Here is a 16,506-nt window from a genome sequence, read left to right as displayed (position 1 = left end):
CTTAAGCATAGTTTCTCGGGCCTGCCAGAAAACCGCCGTACACGATCCCGGTACCGTCCCCAATGCCCGCGCGGGGTGTAGGTATGGGGCCGCCAGCGACCACTTATCCAGCCATCCACTTTCCTGTCATGTTGAGGTCATCAACATCGGACAAGAGTCGTTAGAGTGGACCTCATGGCCCATCCCGTACCCAGTGCTCCCGGCAGGAGGACAAACGCCCCGTTGCCATCGGCAATCGGGGCCAACGTCGCGCCGGTCCAGCATTCGGGACAGGCTTCCCTGCCGACCGTGGAGGAGATTTCCGCCGGTGGCGTCGTTGTGGACACGTCCGACGCCGCACTGCGCGTGGCCATCATCGCCCGCCTTAACCGGGGCGGCCGGCTGGAATGGTGCCTGCCGAAGGGCCATCCCGAAGGCCAGGAGAGCAACGAGGAAGCCGCCGTCCGCGAGATCGCCGAGGAAACCGGGATAGAGGGCAAGATCCTCGCACCGCTGGGCAGCATCGACTACTGGTTCACCGTCAGCGGGCACCGCGTGCACAAAACGGTCCACCACTACCTGCTGCAGGCCACCGGCGGGGAGCTCACGATCGAAAACGATCCGGATAAGGAAGCCGTGGACGTCGCCTGGGTGCCCATCCAGGAGCTGGCCCGCAGGCTCTCCTTTCCGAACGAGCGGCGCATCGCAGATCTCGCCAAGGAAGTCCTGCCGGAACAGCGGTAGACGGCCGGGACAGGCCGTCGATGGCGCACAAAGCCATGAGCGGGTGAGACGATGAAGACGATGTCACCCGCCAAATCCACACCCTCGCCGTCCGGTCCCGCCGATTCCACAGCCGTCCACGCCCGAGAAGCCCGTTCCAGCGCCGTCATGGCCGCGGGCACCCTGGTCTCGCGCGTCCTTGGGTTCGGTAAAACCTGGATGCTGGCTGCCGCCCTGGGCCTCGGGTCCACGGTGAATGACACCTTCATCAACGCGAACAACCTGCCGAACCTGATCTTCCTGCTGGTGGCAGGCGGGGTGTTCAATGCCGTCCTGGTGCCGCAGATCATCAAGGCCAGCAAGGCGCCCGACCGCGGAGCCGACTACGTGAGCCGGCTGCTGACCCTGGCCGTGCTGGTGCTGCTCTCCCTCACGCTGCTCGTCACCCTGCTGGCGCCCTGGGTCATCGATCTGACCACCCAGGACTATTCGCCGCAGCAGAAGGCTCTCGCCGTTACCTTTGCCTTCTGGTGCCTCCCGCAGATCTTCTTCTACGGCCTGTACGCCCTGCTCACCCAGGTCCTCAACGCCAACGGCGCCTTCGGGCCGGCCATGTGGGCGCCGATCCTGAACAATATCGTTGCGATCGCCGGACTGGGCATGTTCATCGGCATCATGGGGACGAACGCCGCCAACCCCCACACCATCGACAACTGGGACTCCTTCCAGACCATTCTGGTGGCCGGGTTCTCGACGATCGGCGTAGTGTCCCAGACCGCCATCCTGCTGGTCCCGGTGTTCCGGCTTAAGCTGGGGCTCCGGCCGCGCTTCGGCTGGCGCGGCGTGGGCCTGGGACAGGCCGCCAAACTGAGCGTCTGGACTCTGGCGACTGCCGCCGTCGGGCAGCTGGCCTTCCTTTACGTCATGCGCATCGCCACTATCCCGGGTGCCGAACGCCTCCGCCTGGAACGGGCCGGCGACCCGGCGGCGAACACGCTGCCCGGCAACGCCGTGCTGGAGGTGGCCAGCCAGCTGTACTTGCTGCCGCACTCGATCATCGCGCTTTCCCTTGCCACCGTGCTCTTCAACCGGATGACCCGGGCCTCCCAGGACGGCAACCACACCGAGCTGCGCAATGCTCTCTCACACGGACTGAGGACCATGGCCGTGGCGACGGTCTTCGGCGCGCTGGCGCTGTTTGCCCTCGCCGGACCGCTGGGCATGTTCTTCTCAGGCGGGGACCGCCAGGACGGTGTCATGCTGGCCCAGACGCTCACCATCCTGGCCCTCAGCACTCCCTTCATGAGCGCCAATTTCATGATGTCCCGGGTGTTCTATGCCAACGAGGACGCCCGTACGCCATTCTTCATCCAGCTGGTTCTGGCTCTGGTCAACGTGGTGGCTGCCTTCCTGATCCAGTTCCTGCCGTTTGACCAGATCATCTTCGCGATCGCCATCCTCTATACCTGCGGGAACATCCTCTCCGTGATCGTCAGTGCCACCTTCCTGCGCCGGTTCCTGGGCCACCTGGACGGCCCCCGGATTGCCAGCTCCTACATCAGAATGGGCTACGCGGCGCTCGGCTCCGCTCTCGCCGGAACCCTGGCCCTGTGGCTGCTGGGCAGCTACAGCCCCGACGGGTTCGCCTGGAGCACCCCCGTTGCCGCCCTGGTGACGATCGTCGTCGTCGGCCCCATCATGCTGGCTGCCTATCTCGTCCTGCTGAAGCTCTTCCGCGTCACCGAACTGCGCGACCTGCTCCAGCCCTTGCTGGGCCGCCTGCGCCGCGGCTCGAACGCCGACGACGATTCCGCCCCCACAGATTCCGCCCCCACAGGCCCTGTTCCCGCAGGCCCCGTTCCCACAGGCCCCGTTCCCGCAGGCCCCGCCGGTGCCGCCCCGCGTCCTGCTCCGGGGACGGGAGGGGGCCCCACCCGGCCGGAACGGGCCACCGTCTCGGTGGACACAGGCCTGATTCCGAGAATCTCCGGGGAGTTCGATGCATCGTCCTTCCGAGCCGGGCCGGACATCCGTGAACCCGAGGAACGCGCCGGCTGGCGTGCCGGGCCCGAGGGCGGTTACCTGCCCGCCGAAGACGTACCCAGTTCGGCCGAGGGCGGTCTGGGCCGAGGTGATGTCCCGTTGCCGGGCCGTCGGACGTACCAGGGCGCCCCCGGACACAATCCGTATTTCCCGTTCGGTCCGAAGAAGAAAAAATAGCGCCCCTGCGGTGTTCCGACGCCGTGCTTCCGCGGCCCGGACACTGAATCGGCTAGGATCGGAGACTAACAAGGGGAGTTGCAGACCATGGGCCACCGGCTTTAACGGTGGGCCCGAGGTCACTGATGAAGTGGCCAGGCCGGCAGTTCCCGGACAGTCTAGGAGGAACCCGTGTCCCACCCGATCGATGTCGGATCAGTACTGGGCGGCCGCTACAAGGTGACCGCCACCGTACTGACTTCGCATGACCAGGATCTGGTGCTGGACGGTGTTGACCAGGTGCTCAACCGTGCCGTAAGCATCCTCGTGGCCGGCCCGGAAAACGGCGACCAGGTGGCCCAGAGTGCCCGTGAGGTAGCAACGGGAGAGCGGCCCGGGCACGTGCAGATCCTCGACCTCGGCGTCAGTGACCTCACCACGTACCTGATTACAAACCACACCTCGGCAGCGGACCTGCTGGACCTCGTGGTCTCCTCCAACCCGCCGTACATTGAACCTTTCTTCACGGACACGCTGGGCAGTGAGATCTTCGGACAGCCCCGCTCCAAGGAACCTGAAACCTACGACGGCCTCTACGACGACGAGGAAGTCGAAGCCGGCTACATCGACTACAGCCAGCAGCCGCGCGCGGCCGCTGAGCAGTCTAATTTGCCGGTTGCGCCGTCGCCCGAACCTTCCCGTCCGGCGTCGACACCGTCAACAGGTGCAACCGCAGCCGCTGCAGGAGGGCTCGCAGGAGGCAAGGCCGCCAAGGCCGTCCGGAGTGGGAAGTCGCCGAAAACTGCGCCCCAGAAGGCGACGCCCCACCAGACCGCGCCCCAGCCCGTGCAGGATGCGGCCGCATCTCAGCCGACGGCGATGCAGCCCGGTGTGCCCAGGTCGTCGGCGCCCGCAGAGCCGGCACCCGCCAAGCCGGCGCCCGCTGAGAAGCCGAAGGTTTCCCTGTGGTCCGAAGCTGATTACGCCCATGACGCTCCGGCTGAACAGAACCACTCGCCCCGCCAGGAGCGCCCCGTAGCCGCCGGCGCCGCCGCTGGAGGACTGCTGTCTCCGGAACAGGACCGCACGCCGCGCAGCTTCCCCGCCGCTGCACGGGATGCCGAAGCGGATGAGGACGAATACAAGGACGACCAAGAGCCCCGTGAACCGCGGTCCAAGCGCTGGCTTGTCGGAGGATTGCTCGCAGCCGTCCTGGTTGCGGGTCTGATCTTCGCCGTGACCAACCTTGGGAGCCTCTTCAAGAGCTCACCACCGCCCGCGGCCGGTACTTCTTCCGCGGACACTCCGGCCGCCGGTTCCGGGAAGCCGACGACGACGGCCAGTTCGGCCCCGGCGGCCGGACCGCCAGCGATCGAGAGCGTTACCCGAACCGGCAACTTCGATTTCGCCGGAACGTATGACGATGACCTGAGCAAGACCGTTGACGGGAACGGAGCCAGCTACTGGTCGGACATGGAGTTCGCCACAGACAACTGGGGCGGCCTCGCCACTGAAGTGCCGTTGGTGGTGAAACTGAAGAGTCCATCAGCGGTCTCCTCGGTAACGCTGAGCCAGCTCGGGGCATCCGGTGGAAACATCAACGTCCTCACCAATGACCGGCCTTCGCTGGACGGTGCCAAGCCAGTCGGAAGCAACAGCTTCACGTCGCCTGATCTGACCATCTCCCTGCAGGAGCCGGTCACCGCGCAGTACGTGATCGTCTCCATCAAGACACTTCCCAAGCTCGCAGCGCCGAAGACGCGCTACAGCTTTGGACTGCGTCTGGCCGAGATCAAGGTCCAGTAACTCCGCGCGTCATCCGGCTTCCTCCACACGGCCGACTGCCAGTCCTAAGCGGTAGCCTGAACCGTAGCGTCATTCTGTGATGCCCGGTTTCACCGGAATATTCAGCACCCACTAATAGTTGTGCCATGTGGCCAGCCACGCAGGCGGGCGCATCGACAAAGGAAGAGGTTCACCGTTCAGTGAGCAACGCAGAAAACACCGCGTCCGAAGTACGTGATGTCATCATCGTCGGCTCAGGACCCGCGGGCTACACCGCCGCGGTCTACACGGCACGGGCAAACCTGAAGCCGCTGCTCCTGGCAGGATCCGTCACCGCCGGCGGCGAGCTGATGAACACCACCGATGTGGAGAACTACCCGGGCTTCCCGGACGGCATCATGGGCCCGGACCTCATGGAGAACTTCGAGAAGCAGGCCGCCCGTTTCGGCACTGAAATCCAATTCGAGGACGTGACCGATCTGAACCTCGACGGCGACATCAAGACCGTAACCATCGGCACGGGCGAGAACTTCCGGGCGCGCTCCATCATTCTCTCTACCGGCTCGGCCTACCGTGAGCTGGGTTTGCCGAACGAAAAGCGCCTCTCCGGCCACGGCGTCAGCTGGTGTGCAACCTGCGATGGTTTCTTCTTCAAAGATCAGGACATTGCGGTCATCGGCGGCGGCGACTCCGCCATGGAGGAAGCCCTCTTCCTGACCAAGTTCGCAAAGACGGTCACCGTGGTCCACCGCCGGGATACGCTGCGGGCCTCGAAAATCATGGCTGACCGCGCCCTGGCCCACGACAAGATCAAGTTCGTCTGGAACAGCGGCGTGGAGGATGTCCTCGGCCAGGACAAAGTCACTGGCCTGAAGTTGAAGAACCTCGTGGACGGGACCGAGACCGAGCTGGCAGTGACAGGCGTTTTCGTGGCGATCGGCAACGATCCCCGCACCGACCTCGTCAAGGGCAAACTGGATCTCACCCCCGAAGGAACCATCGCCGTTGAAGGGCGTACTTCTAAAACCAGCCTCAAGGGTGTGTTTGCCGCCGGCGACGTCATCGACCCGACCTACCGCCAGGCCATCACGGCGTCCGGGTCCGGCTGTGTGGCCGCCCTCGACGTCGAGCACTACCTCGCCGACTTCAGCGCCTAAACGGCGCATCGACCCATCGAAGAGAAAGACAAAATTATGAGCAACGCAAAAGAAGTAACCGACGCAAGTTTCAGCAGCGACGTTTTGTCCGCAGACAAGCCCGTAATTGTGGATTTCTGGGCGGAGTGGTGCGGGCCCTGCCGTAAGCTCGGACCGATCCTCGACGAAATCTCCGTGGAGTACAGCGAGAAGGTTAACGTCGTCAAGGTCAACGTCGACGACAACCCGGCCATCGCTGCTGAGTATGGCATCACCTCCATCCCTGCCGTTTATCTGTTCCAGGGCGGAGAGGTTAAGGGCACCGTAATTGGCGCGCGGCCCAAGCAGTTCTTTGAAAAGGAATTTGCGGACGTACTGTCCTAGCCCAACAGAGATTGCGCCGTATAAAACGCGGTACGGGAGGCCCTACTTCATGGAAGTGGGGCCTTTCTTTTTGCCATGGTGCCAGCGCTTCTCTGCGCCTCAAGCGTACGCTCTCCCTCCGGGCTCTTTGCAGCCCTCGCTCCACGTGGGCACCCGGCAATCACTTCCTGATGCCGTCCGGACTTTCTGGCGGGTAGGGGGACCGCCCACGGAGAATCAGTCGGCAGAAGGAAGCCGGGCGCCGAGCCGATGCTGTGCATTGGTCATTTTGCCGCAGCTAGGGAGGCGAATCCTCGCCGTCCCATCCGTTTGTGTTCTCACTAGACACACGGTGCGATCTGACCGCTTATCGGATCCCTCTTGCTCGACACGTTTCACGTGAAACGCCCGCATGCGCTGGTGGGAGGAACAACCGAAAGACCCGGGCCCGCGCTGCTTCTCGATGAAGGGTTGGTGCTTGGAGCAGCTCCACCAATCTTGGCCATGTTCCACCACAGGTCGCTGCTGGAGGCAACCACACGGCGCTGTATGGTAGCGACCCCACGAAACCAGCTCGCATTTGCGGGGTGAACACCCGGACCCCGGCCCGTTGGGAACACCCGCTTTGCTGTAGACACGGCTTGTTTCACGTGAAACGCTCGTCACAGATATGCCTGGGCGCACCGTGCATGCTGTCTGCACGCCCGATTTTTCCGCCAGGGAGCAAACAGCTCGTGCGCGTCTAGCGGCGGGCCTACGCCCAAGTGCTGGTTCCGGGGGATCGCTAAAAGCGTTCTGTTGGGGCGCAGGCAAGGCCTACGTGGGAGAGGCAACAGGTTCTGCGAGCCACTTGGCAATTCCTGGCGTCTCTCGCGTAGCGCCCAATCTTTTAGGGCCGTCCAGACTGACTGGCGGGCGTGAAGGCCCTACTTCATGGAAGTGGGGCCTTTCTTTTTGCCATGGTGCTAGCGCTTTCGCTGCTCCTCTGGCGTGAGCTTCTCCCGCCGGCTCTTCAGGTCGTCCGCTCCCAGAAGCACCGGCGATCACGTCAGATGCAGTCCGGAGTCTCTGCGAGTAGGGACACGGCCCACGGAGGCTCCGTCTACAGAAGCAAGCCGGAATGCCGAGCGATACGCGAGCGATTTCTCGGCTACCCACGGAGGCGAATCCTCGCTGTACCCATCCGTTTGTGTCATCACCAGGCCGACGGGGCTATCTGACTTCCCATCGGTCGCTCTTGCTATTACGTTTCACGTGAAACGCCCGCATGCGGTCGCGGAGATACAACCGACGCAGACGCCCGCCGCGCTTCTTCTTGTTGAGGGTTTGTTTTTCGAGCTGATCCACCCAATTCGGCGCAAGTCCACCCCTGGCCGCTGCCGGACGAAACAGCGCGGCTCTGTACGCTCGTCACCCACGAAGCCAGCTCGGATTTGCGGCGCGAACATGCGGACTACGGCCCATTGGGAACATCTGCTTTGCCGTAAGCGCGGCGTTGTTTCACGTGAAACGCACCTTGGAAAAGGGGTCCTGGGCAGCCTGCCTGCTGTCCGCAGGTCCGTCTTTTCGGCCAAGGATGCACCTACTGGGGAGCACCAAGCGGCGAACGTATGCCCAGGTGTTGGTTGCACGGGCAACGCCAAAAAACGTTCTGATCGGGCGCAGGCAAGGCCCACACGGGGGAAAACAGCAAGTTCCGTGAACCTCTTCACTGTCCCTAGCCCCCCCCGTCTAGCGCGCCTTCTTCAGGGCTGAACCAAAATGACAGGCGTGCAGGAAGGAACACGAGGGGGGACCAACGTCGCAGCTCACGAAGCATGGTGCCGGGTTGGTCGGTCTGGAGCCGCTTTGAGACCCACCTAGCGGCGGGGTGTTTCACATGAAACATAGGCACGAAGCAGGGGATTGCGCGCCTGCTCGACCACTTTCAACTTCACCGGCCCAACGGAGTCACGGCGTACGCTTGGCGGACGATGTTGGACTCCAGTTTCACGTGAAACACTCGGCGCACCCCCTGGGCGGGCACCGAGAGGGGCGTTGCTCGATGTGGCTACGGCCGTAACAACCCCTTCCCGTTTCCTTCGACGCTTGAGGATCAGCATGTTAAGAGCGCCGCCTTACACTGGAGGGCATGCGGCTCCGTCCGCGCTGCGTGCGCGGGCAGCGCATTAGAGCAGGGCTGGGGTCCGTCGGCATGCGAGCTGGGCGTGGTCCGTCCCCCCGGCACGGTGGCATGCGGGTGCAGTGGGTGACGGAGCAGGTGGGGCATAGCGCCTACGTACCTCAGATCGCGGTGAACGTCCGGCGCCAACGGGTGCCCCGAGAAACGGCCTTTAGCCTGGGTTGTTTCACGTGAAACACGACAGGACCGCTATCAATGGCCGCAAGCTCACCCCCGACCCCGCAGCACGCCAACAGTGGCACGCCAGTCACGTGTTCCTAGTGCTAAAGCCCCCTTTCGGCGTCACCCTCCCGCCTGGTGCCACCGGTAGAAACCACCCGGAAATGAATGCCGTTGCGGATTGGCCAAGACTTCGACATCTTGGCGATGAGCTACACGTCCCTCGGGGCATCAAGGCACACACCACCGAAGGTCCCATGTCACTCCTGCTCTGCTGCTTGGGACTGAGGTTCCCCTGGAGTCGTGCAAACGATGCCAGGGGAACAGGACAACTCCTGCGCGCACCCAGCAAGGGCATGAAGTCGGCGCAGTTTGAATGTCGGAGGGATCCTTAACCCTGCACGCCATTGGGCATTGCTCTAGTTCCTCCAGGAGCTCACGGCTTGCCTGTACGGGGCGAACTCGTACGTCTGACCGGGAACGAACCGCATGAAGCCTAAGAACAAGCCAAGCGTCCCTTCAGCGATTGACCACATGTACCGTTCCAGCCCCTGCGGCAGTGCCGTCTAGCTAGCCTCTTCAGTTGGGCCTGGTGCAGCGCGCTTGCGAGCCTGCGTCGACGGCACCGCCAGCGGGACAGAATTACTGGACAATCGCCCGCGGCGACGTCGCTACCGGCGAAGCGCGCTCAGCGTTGCTTCGTGCCGGCCGATAGTGGCCCCACAAAATCGCGAAGCGACGTCACCAGACCAGAGCTGTCACTAAACCAGTGTCTAACCGGTCCACCCTGGTAGAACACATGAAACCGACGACTGCGGTAGATCGCTTACAGCTGGGCAGGTGAAGGCCGGGCGGCTGGAGCCATCAGCGTCGACCTTTGGGTGAAAGGGAAAGGCCTTGGCGTAGAGAGGGGCACGGTTGGTGATGTTCTCCACAGAAGTTATGCACACCGTTGTCCACAAGGGCTGAGTGATTCCTTACAGCACAGCGGCTGCTCTTGAATCTTCCAGGCTGGGGGTCGGGAGGGGCTGTCGACTTCGCCTGGGATGGTGTACGTCTGTGGCGCACCGGAGCAGGACGGGCGGTGCGATGACTAGGCCTGCCTGGGTTGCCAGCCTTGCGTTATAAACCAAAAAAGGCAAGATACGCGCCGGCAAGCACCCTTGCCGGGGAAGCAACGGTTTCAAAATGTTTCACGTGAAACGGCACCGCAGGAACTGAGCGTCCGTCGGAGATCGTGTCGTAGACGCAAATAGCGCAGTGTCCGGACACATCTTGTGCGCACTGTTGGCGCGATCATGCACAAAGTTATCCACAGCGTTTTCCACCTTGCTCCACCGCCGAGGCCGCCCCTTGAACTGCGGTTCTCCACCACCGACGGAGCCGCCCGAACTGGCTTATTCAGTCGTCTCGTCTGATTCAGCACGTAGGCGGCCGACACTCCGTCCCCCTTGCCAGCTGACACTATTTGGGCAACGAGGTGACGAGGTTCACAGCCGCGCGATGCGATCCTCATGGAATAAGCGATGCCAAAAGGCACATGCACCTGCGGTGTAGTGACGCGACCCCGGTCAGCATGCCCGCCGCTTAGGATCCTTTCGTAGTTGACCACGAACGCCATTCAGAGGGGAGGGGGAGGCCCAGGGAGCTCCCCCTGCCCCCTCTGTGGCTCCTTCGGCCGTGTTCTCGCCCTACGCCCCGAACACGGCTTTTTCGGCAGCGCAAGCTGCACACTGGGGCCCATTCCGCACGCAACCCAGTGCCACCGTAACTAGGACTGGCTGATTGCCCCTTGGGTCCGACTTGGCCATCCATTCTGCGGGCCGAAAGTCGCCATCCATGTCGCTTCCCGCGCCCCGGGGACAATCGCATTGCATCCTTCAGCACCGCAACCGGCGCACCTCCTGCATGCCAACCATCTGATGTCGGAAACGAGCATGGGCAATTGGGGGAGTCGCTCTCCATGGGAACCCCCCGGAAAATCGGCATCCCGAAAGCGAACCGTCCTGGCTGACGATCGACCACGGGAAACCAGCGCATATGCGCCCTCAGGCGCCTAGTACATCGCGCCGGCTAAGCATGCCCTGCCCAATGCGACTGCACCCCACCCGGCAGTTGCGCCGCTACCAGACTTCCCCGCCGCAACCACCATATTGGCACGCTTCCGACGGTTCAAGGGGGTCAGTGGACTCGACGGGCGGACGAGCACCATCGGCGCCGCTGGGCGGATGCCAATGGTGGTGGGGGCACGTCGCCTCACGGATGCGCCGGCCAAATCAGGACTTACACCAGAGCTGCTGCGAGCCCATCCTGGCCCCTCCACGGCCTTTAGCGCGGTCATGCGTGGGTGAAGGCCGGCTAGCGCGTTATCGGGGCCCTGGCGACCTCGCCTTGATACCGGTGCGGGGAAGGGCAACAGCTACCCGGCCGACCGACTGAGGTTGGAGAGCTCATGGCGATGACGCAGTACATACGGCCGCGCCCCTAGAATCAAATGCGACAGCGGGTTCACGGGGGACCGCAGTGACGCGTCATAGTGTTATGCAACCGACGACGGCCTCCTTCGCCCAGTTGCCGTAGCTGACACGCCATTGGTCGCCCGACGAGCCAAGAAATGCGGGCTTGCCCCGAATCAGGGCATCCCTAAAAACGACACAATGCGCATAGGCAGGGGGTGCGGCACAGGGTCCTGCTCTTAGCTCACTGCACCTCCCAGGTGCTTCTGCTGATGCCGCGACAGGGTCTTGAAATACTCGTGCGTACAGGCGGGGGCCGCCCTGGCAGCGGGCGGGCGTGACGCCGCCGGATATGTAGACGTAAGCCTCCCCAGAACGTTTTCCAAGGATCTGCAGGGCTGCTCGTTCGCGTGGGAACGCTCGTGTTTCAGGTGAAACCGCAGGCAGGCAGGGGCCGCACCCACGAAAAAGGGGCACCCGACAGATAATGCGAAGTGCAGCGTGCACGTTTCACGTGAAACACGGCAGTTGGGGCAGCCAACGAAGCAGCTGAAGCACAGAAATAGCCACCTGTTTGCGGAGACGGCAGGCATCGCCCCTACTGGGGCCGACCAGACCGGAATGTCGCGCTGTTGTCGCATTCCGGCCACCCAGCCGCCAGGGTTGGAAGACAACTCGCACACGCAATACAAGCAGGGCGCCAAAGTCAGCCTACAACGATGCCGCTAGCGCGCCACAGCGAAGGGGTCCTGTTTCACGTGAAACAGGACCCCTTGGCTCAGGACTAGGCGATCTAGCCCGTTGGACCGGGCGCAAGGACATCCATGATGCGGTTTAGGTCCTCAACGCTGGCAAATTCGATGCTGACGCGCCCCTTTCGCGCACCCAAGGAGATCTTCACGTTCGTGTCCAGCCGATCCGAGAGGGACGAGGCCAAGTAATCCAAGCGCTCGTGGCGGGCACCAGGACGCGGGATGTTGTTCTTCGGGCTCGCAGCAGGGCTCTGGTACAGAGTAACGGCCTCCTCCGTGGCCCGGACCGACATGCCCTCGGAAACGATCTTCTGCGCCATGCGTTCCATTGCAGCCGCATCGGGGAGTGCAAGGAGCGCGCGTGCATGGCCGGCGGAAATGACACTTGCGGCCACTCGACGCTGGACCAGCGGGGGCAGCTTCAGAAGCCGGAGGGTGTTGGAAACCTGGGGACGCGACCGGCCGATGCGATCTGCCAACTGTTCATGGGTCGTTCCGAAGTCCTCCAGGAGCTGCTGGTAGGCTGCAGCTTCTTCGAGCGGGTTCAGCTGGCTGCGGTGGAGGTTTTCCAGCAATGCGTCGCGAAGCAGGTCATCGTCAGTAGTATCGCGCACAATTGCGGGGATAGTCTCAAGTCCCGCAGCCTGCACGGCCCGCCACCGGCGCTCACCCATGACCAATTCATAAGGTTCGCCACCTTCTTCGGTTGACGTGCGCACCACAATTGGCTGGAGGACGCCGATTTCCCGCACGGAGTGGACGAGCTCCGCCATGTCGTCCTCATCGAACACGGAGCGCGGCTGTTTGCGGTTCGGATGGATATCCGCGACGGGGATTTCCGCAAAACGGACCCCCGGCACCTCGACAAGTTCAGGACCGGCGTCAGGGCCACGGCCAGCGCCCTGGTCCGCTGCTGAAGCCGCTGAAGCGACCGGTTCCGCCGGAACAACTTCCGGCTTCTCGTCCTTCGCCACGGTCTCAATTTCCGCGCGCTGGGATGCACTCTTGTTTGCCGCGGTCTTACGCCGTGCTGCTGTCTGGGCCGCGACGCCGGCAGCAGTCGGTGACTCACTCTCTGACATCGCTTCGGTGCCGGTCAGCGAAGTCGGCGACTCTGCGGCCTCCGCCTCGGGGCCGGCGTCGAGCTCGTCCGCCAGGGGAACCTCTGTGGCTGCATTCCGCTTCCGCGGTTCGGGAAAGAAGAGATCCACGGGACGCGACGGCGTTGAACCGTTTCCGGAACCGTTCGTCGAGGAAGAACTTGGAATGAGTGCCCCAAGTCCACGGCCAAGGCCGCGTCGCTTATCGCTCATGGCTACATCCCTCCATTGGAAGAGCCAGGCGTCGCCGGGCTCTCGTTATTGCAATTCTTGAAAAGTGATTCTAACGTTCAGCGATTTCCGCTGCGGCTTCCAGGTAGGACAGCGCGCCGGTGGACGACGGGTCATACGTCATGACCGTCTGCTGGTAGCTGGGTGCTTCGGAGATGCGGACGGAGCGGGGAACCACGGCCGTGAGGACCTGCTCCGGGAAGTGTTCGCGCACTTCGGCGGCCACCTGGGCGGCCAGATTGGTGCGGCCGTCATACATGGTGAGCAGGATGGTCGAAACCACCAGGTCCGCATTCAGGTGCTTCTGGATCATCTCGATGTTCTTCAGAAGCTGGCTCAGGCCTTCCAGCGCGTAGTACTCGCACTGAATCGGGATGAGAACCTCGCTGGCTGCACAGAAGGCATTGACCGTCAGCAGTCCGAGGCTCGGCGGGCAATCGATGAAGATATAGTCGAGCCGCTCTTCGCCCTTGTTCGCGCGCTCCTTGGCATACACATCGATGGCGCGGCGCAGCCGCTGCTCCCGTGCGACCAGGCTGACGAGTTCGATTTCTGCGCCGGCCAGGTGGATGGTGGCCGGGGCGCAGATCAGCTTGGCGATGTCCGGGCAAGGCGCTACTACGTCGCCCAGCGGGAGATCGTTGATCAGCACGTCGTAGATGCTGTCGACGTCGGCATGGTGCTCGATGCCGAGGGCGGTCGACGCGTTCCCCTGCGGATCGATATCAATCACCAGGACGTTGAGCCCGGCGGCCGCCAGGGCTGCAGCTATGTTGACCGTTGTGGTCGTCTTGCCGACGCCGCCCTTCTGGTTCGACACCGTGAAGATCCTGGTCTTCTCCGGCTTTGGCAGCTCCCGGCCCAGCAGACGTTCGCGCCGCTTGTTTTCGTGCGCGAGCTCCCGGGCAATGGGGCTGGAATCGTCTATCGCGTCCAGCACGTTCGCGGCCGACGCCGCCTTTGAAGTTTCACGTGAAACACCGGCCTTGCCGGCGCTTTTGCCAACCGGTCCCGTCTGATTTCCCGACTTGGTGTGGGCGATGGTGGGTGCCACAAAGGACCGGGCTGACCCCAGGGACACAAACGGGGGGATCCGCTGCGTGGAGGTTTCGCTGCTTGCCACTGTGACACTCTCACTCTCATTCGGCGTCTGCTGCCGGTTACTAGCCTAACCTCTTCCCCTACAACTCCTTGGAGACGGGGCGGTTGCTAGGCAATCTTTTGAGGCTTATTCACGACGATACGGACTACGGTCGTGGGCTCCTCGAGGACGCCCTCGCCCACCACTACGACGGACGTCTGCGTGCCACCGAGCTTGCGGATCACTTTGGTGGCCTTTTCAATTTCCTCACCGGCGCTGCGCCCCTTAATCGCGACGACTTCACCCTTACCGGCCAGTAGCGGAATGGTGAGTCCGGCCAGGTTGGCCAGCGCAGAGACCGCCCGGGCTGTGACCACATCGGCATCCACCATGCCGACGGCAAGCTCGGCACGGGTGCGCATGACAGTGACATTCTCGAGGCCCAGGTCGTCAACGACTTCCTGGAGCCAGATGACGCGCCGCTCGAGCGGCTCGATCAACGTCAGCTCAAGATCCGGGCGGGCAATGGCGAGGCACAGGCCCGGCAATCCGGCTCCACTTCCGACGTCGGCCACGTGGCTGCCATGGGCGATCTGGCTTTCGATGACGGCACAGTTCAGCACGTGCCGGCTCCACAACCGCGGCACCTCACGCGGCCCGATCAGGCCACGTTCGGTGCCGGAGGTCGCAAGGTGTTCAACGTAACGCTTCGCCAGGTCCAAGCGGCCACCGAAGATGGCCTCGGCGGCCTTCAGCTCGGCGGGGGTAATTTCAACCATGTGCTATCCGGAGGTTTCAGTCGGCAGAGACGACAATGTGCCGGTCGGCACCTTCGCCCTCGGACTCGCTGACGAGGCCCAGCTCTGCGACGGCGTCGTGCACGATCTTGCGCTCATAGGCACTCATCGGGGCCAGTGCAACGGCTTCACCCGACTCCTTGACGGACGCGACGGCGTCCTCAGCGATCTTCTGCAGATCCCCTGCACGGTCCGAGCGGTACCCGTTGATGTCCAGCACCAGGCGGGACCGGTTCTCGGTGGCTGAAAGGACCGCCAACCGGGTCAGTTCCTGAAGCGCCTCGAGGACCTCACCGTCGCGGCCCACCAGGTTCTCCAGACCGGCCGACTCTTCCTCGGTAACGATGGAGATGTAGGTCCGGCCGTTGCGGACCTCAATGTCGATGTCGCCGTCGATGTCGGCGATGTCCAGCAGTTCCTCGAGGTAGTCCGCGGCGACGTCGCCCTCTTCTTCCAGGCGGCCGGCGGAAGAACCCTTCTCGGGGTCAGCGTCGCCCAGAACTTCCTGGCCGGCGTCGTCCTGTTCTTCGATAACCTCGGCGGAAATAGCTTGCTCGGTGCTCTCGGCAGACATTACTTCCTCTTCCTGTTCTTACGTTGTGGCTGGACGCGCTGGGCCTTCGCCTGCATCGCGACCAGCGCAGCGGCCTCGGCGGCCTCGGCATCGGCCTTTTTCGCCCCGGTCAGCGGCAGGGAAGGCAGGCCCTTGGCGGCACGGCGCTCGGCCAGAGCCTTGGCGGCGGGGGATCCGGGGGTCGGCATGCGGCGGATCACGAAGAACTGCTGTGCCATGGTCCACAGGTTGGTGGTGGTCCAGTAGATGAGTACACCGATGGGGAAGTTGATGCCACCCACGCCGAAGACAATGGGCAGGATGTAGAGCATCATTTTCTGCTGGCGCATGAACGGGCTGGCCATGGCTTCTTCAGACATGTTCTTTGCCATGATCTGTTTCTGCGTGATGAACTGCGATGCCGTCATGGCGAGGATCATCACGATCGTCAGGACAATGACGGATACCTGGTTGCCGGTCCCGTTGGGGAGGCCGTGCAGCAGTGAAGCGGACAGCGGCGCGCCGAAGATGCTGGATTCGTCGAACTGAACCACCTGGTCGTGGCTCATCGCCCCGATGCCTTGCCCCTTGGTGGCGGCGGAGGTGATGCCGGACAACACCTGGAAGAGGGCAAAGAAGAACGGCATCTGGATCAGCATGGGCAGGCACGCCGAGAACGGGTTGGTGCCGTGCTTCTTGTACATGGCCATCTGTTCTTGCGCCATAGCCTGGCGGGACAGCTGGTCGGTCTTGCCCTTGTACTTGTCCTGCAGCTTCTTCAGGTCCGGCTGCAGGAGCTGCATGCCGCGCTGGGCCTTGATCTGCTTGACGAATACGGGAATCAGGGCCGCACGGATCACCAGCACTAGCCCGATGATGGACAGGGTCCACGTCCAGCCGTTCGCAGCAGGCATGCCAATGGCGCTTAGACCGTCATGGAATCCCACCATGATGATTGAGACCAGCCATTTGAACGGGGCCAGAATTGTTTCGAAGATGTCCATACGTTA

At 63.1% G+C, this 16,506-nt stretch carries 10 protein-coding genes; 5 read left to right on the top strand and 5 right to left on the bottom strand.

Annotation, left to right across the window (positions count from 1 at the left end):
- Positions 1 to 174: 174 nt before the first annotated feature.
- From QFZ65_RS01680 to trxA, 5 genes are all read left to right on the top strand, one after another.
- Complete coding sequence (locus QFZ65_RS01680) at positions 175 to 723, top strand: NUDIX hydrolase (RefSeq protein WP_373427553.1); 549 nt, start codon at positions 175 to 177, stop codon at positions 721 to 723.
- A gap of 60 nt (positions 724 to 783) precedes the next feature.
- The gene (gene murJ, locus QFZ65_RS01675) at positions 784 to 2,922 is read left to right on the top strand and encodes a murein biosynthesis integral membrane protein MurJ (protein ID WP_373427552.1); all 2,139 of its coding nucleotides are present in this window, start codon (positions 784 to 786) and stop codon (positions 2,920 to 2,922) included.
- Between the two features lie 171 nt (positions 2,923 to 3,093).
- The gene (locus QFZ65_RS01670; protein WP_306907762.1) at positions 3,094 to 4,707 is read left to right on the top strand and encodes an ABC transporter substrate-binding protein; all 1,614 of its coding nucleotides are present in this window, start codon (positions 3,094 to 3,096) and stop codon (positions 4,705 to 4,707) included.
- Positions 4,708 to 4,886: 179 nt separating this feature from the next.
- Positions 4,887 to 5,843, top strand: coding sequence for a thioredoxin-disulfide reductase (gene trxB, locus QFZ65_RS01665; protein ID WP_306907760.1), 957 nt, complete (start codon positions 4,887 to 4,889; stop codon positions 5,841 to 5,843).
- 36 nt (positions 5,844 to 5,879) lie between these two features.
- Complete coding sequence (gene trxA, locus QFZ65_RS01660; protein WP_306907758.1) at positions 5,880 to 6,206, top strand: thioredoxin; 327 nt, start codon at positions 5,880 to 5,882, stop codon at positions 6,204 to 6,206.
- Positions 6,207 to 11,775: 5,569 nt separating this feature from the next.
- Here trxA and QFZ65_RS01655 read toward each other — a convergent pair.
- The 5 genes from QFZ65_RS01655 to yidC form a co-directional block, all read right to left on the bottom strand.
- The gene (locus QFZ65_RS01655) at positions 11,776 to 13,047 is read right to left on the bottom strand and encodes a ParB/RepB/Spo0J family partition protein (protein ID WP_306907756.1); all 1,272 of its coding nucleotides are present in this window, start codon (positions 13,045 to 13,047) and stop codon (positions 11,776 to 11,778) included.
- Positions 13,048 to 13,117: 70 nt separating this feature from the next.
- Positions 13,118 to 14,188, bottom strand: a complete 1,071-nt coding sequence (locus tag QFZ65_RS01650) for a ParA family protein (RefSeq protein ID WP_306907753.1) — start codon at positions 14,186 to 14,188, stop codon at positions 13,118 to 13,120.
- An 86-nt stretch (positions 14,189 to 14,274) separates the two neighbouring features.
- Positions 14,275 to 14,925, bottom strand: a complete 651-nt coding sequence (gene rsmG / locus QFZ65_RS01645) for a 16S rRNA (guanine(527)-N(7))-methyltransferase RsmG (RefSeq protein WP_306907751.1) — start codon at positions 14,923 to 14,925, stop codon at positions 14,275 to 14,277.
- 16 nt (positions 14,926 to 14,941) lie between these two features.
- Positions 14,942 to 15,517 carry a R3H domain-containing nucleic acid-binding protein gene (locus tag QFZ65_RS01640; RefSeq protein ID WP_306907749.1) on the bottom strand — a complete coding sequence of 192 codons (576 nt, stop codon included), beginning with the start codon at positions 15,515 to 15,517 and terminating at the stop codon, positions 14,942 to 14,944.
- A complete protein-coding gene (yidC, locus tag QFZ65_RS01635; RefSeq protein ID WP_306907747.1) occupies positions 15,517 to 16,500 on the bottom strand; it encodes a membrane protein insertase YidC in 984 nt (327 codons plus the stop codon). Before yidC ends, QFZ65_RS01640 begins: the two co-directional genes overlap by 1 nt.
- Positions 16,501 to 16,506 lie beyond the last annotated feature (6 nt).

The sequence above is a fragment of the Arthrobacter sp. B3I9 genome, assembly GCF_030816935.1.
Taxonomy (GTDB): domain Bacteria; phylum Actinomycetota; class Actinomycetes; order Actinomycetales; family Micrococcaceae; genus Arthrobacter.
This window is presented reverse-complemented; position numbering and strand designations above follow the sequence as displayed.

Coding starts and splice junctions, on each gene's coding strand:
- rsmG (WP_306907751.1), bottom strand. CDS start 14,925: ATGGTTGAAATTACCCCCGCCGAGCTGAAGGCCGCCGAGGCCATCTTC.
- QFZ65_RS01655 (WP_306907756.1), bottom strand. CDS start 13,047: ATGAGCGATAAGCGACGCGGCCTTGGCCGTGGACTTGGGGCACTCATT.
- yidC (WP_306907747.1), bottom strand. CDS start 16,500: ATGGACATCTTCGAAACAATTCTGGCCCCGTTCAAATGGCTGGTCTCA.
- trxA (WP_306907758.1), top strand. CDS start 5,880: ATGAGCAACGCAAAAGAAGTAACCGACGCAAGTTTCAGCAGCGACGTT.
- QFZ65_RS01640 (WP_306907749.1), bottom strand. CDS start 15,517: ATGTCTGCCGAGAGCACCGAGCAAGCTATTTCCGCCGAGGTTATCGAA.
- murJ (WP_373427552.1), top strand. CDS start 784: ATGTCACCCGCCAAATCCACACCCTCGCCGTCCGGTCCCGCCGATTCC.
- QFZ65_RS01680 (WP_373427553.1), top strand. CDS start 175: ATGGCCCATCCCGTACCCAGTGCTCCCGGCAGGAGGACAAACGCCCCG.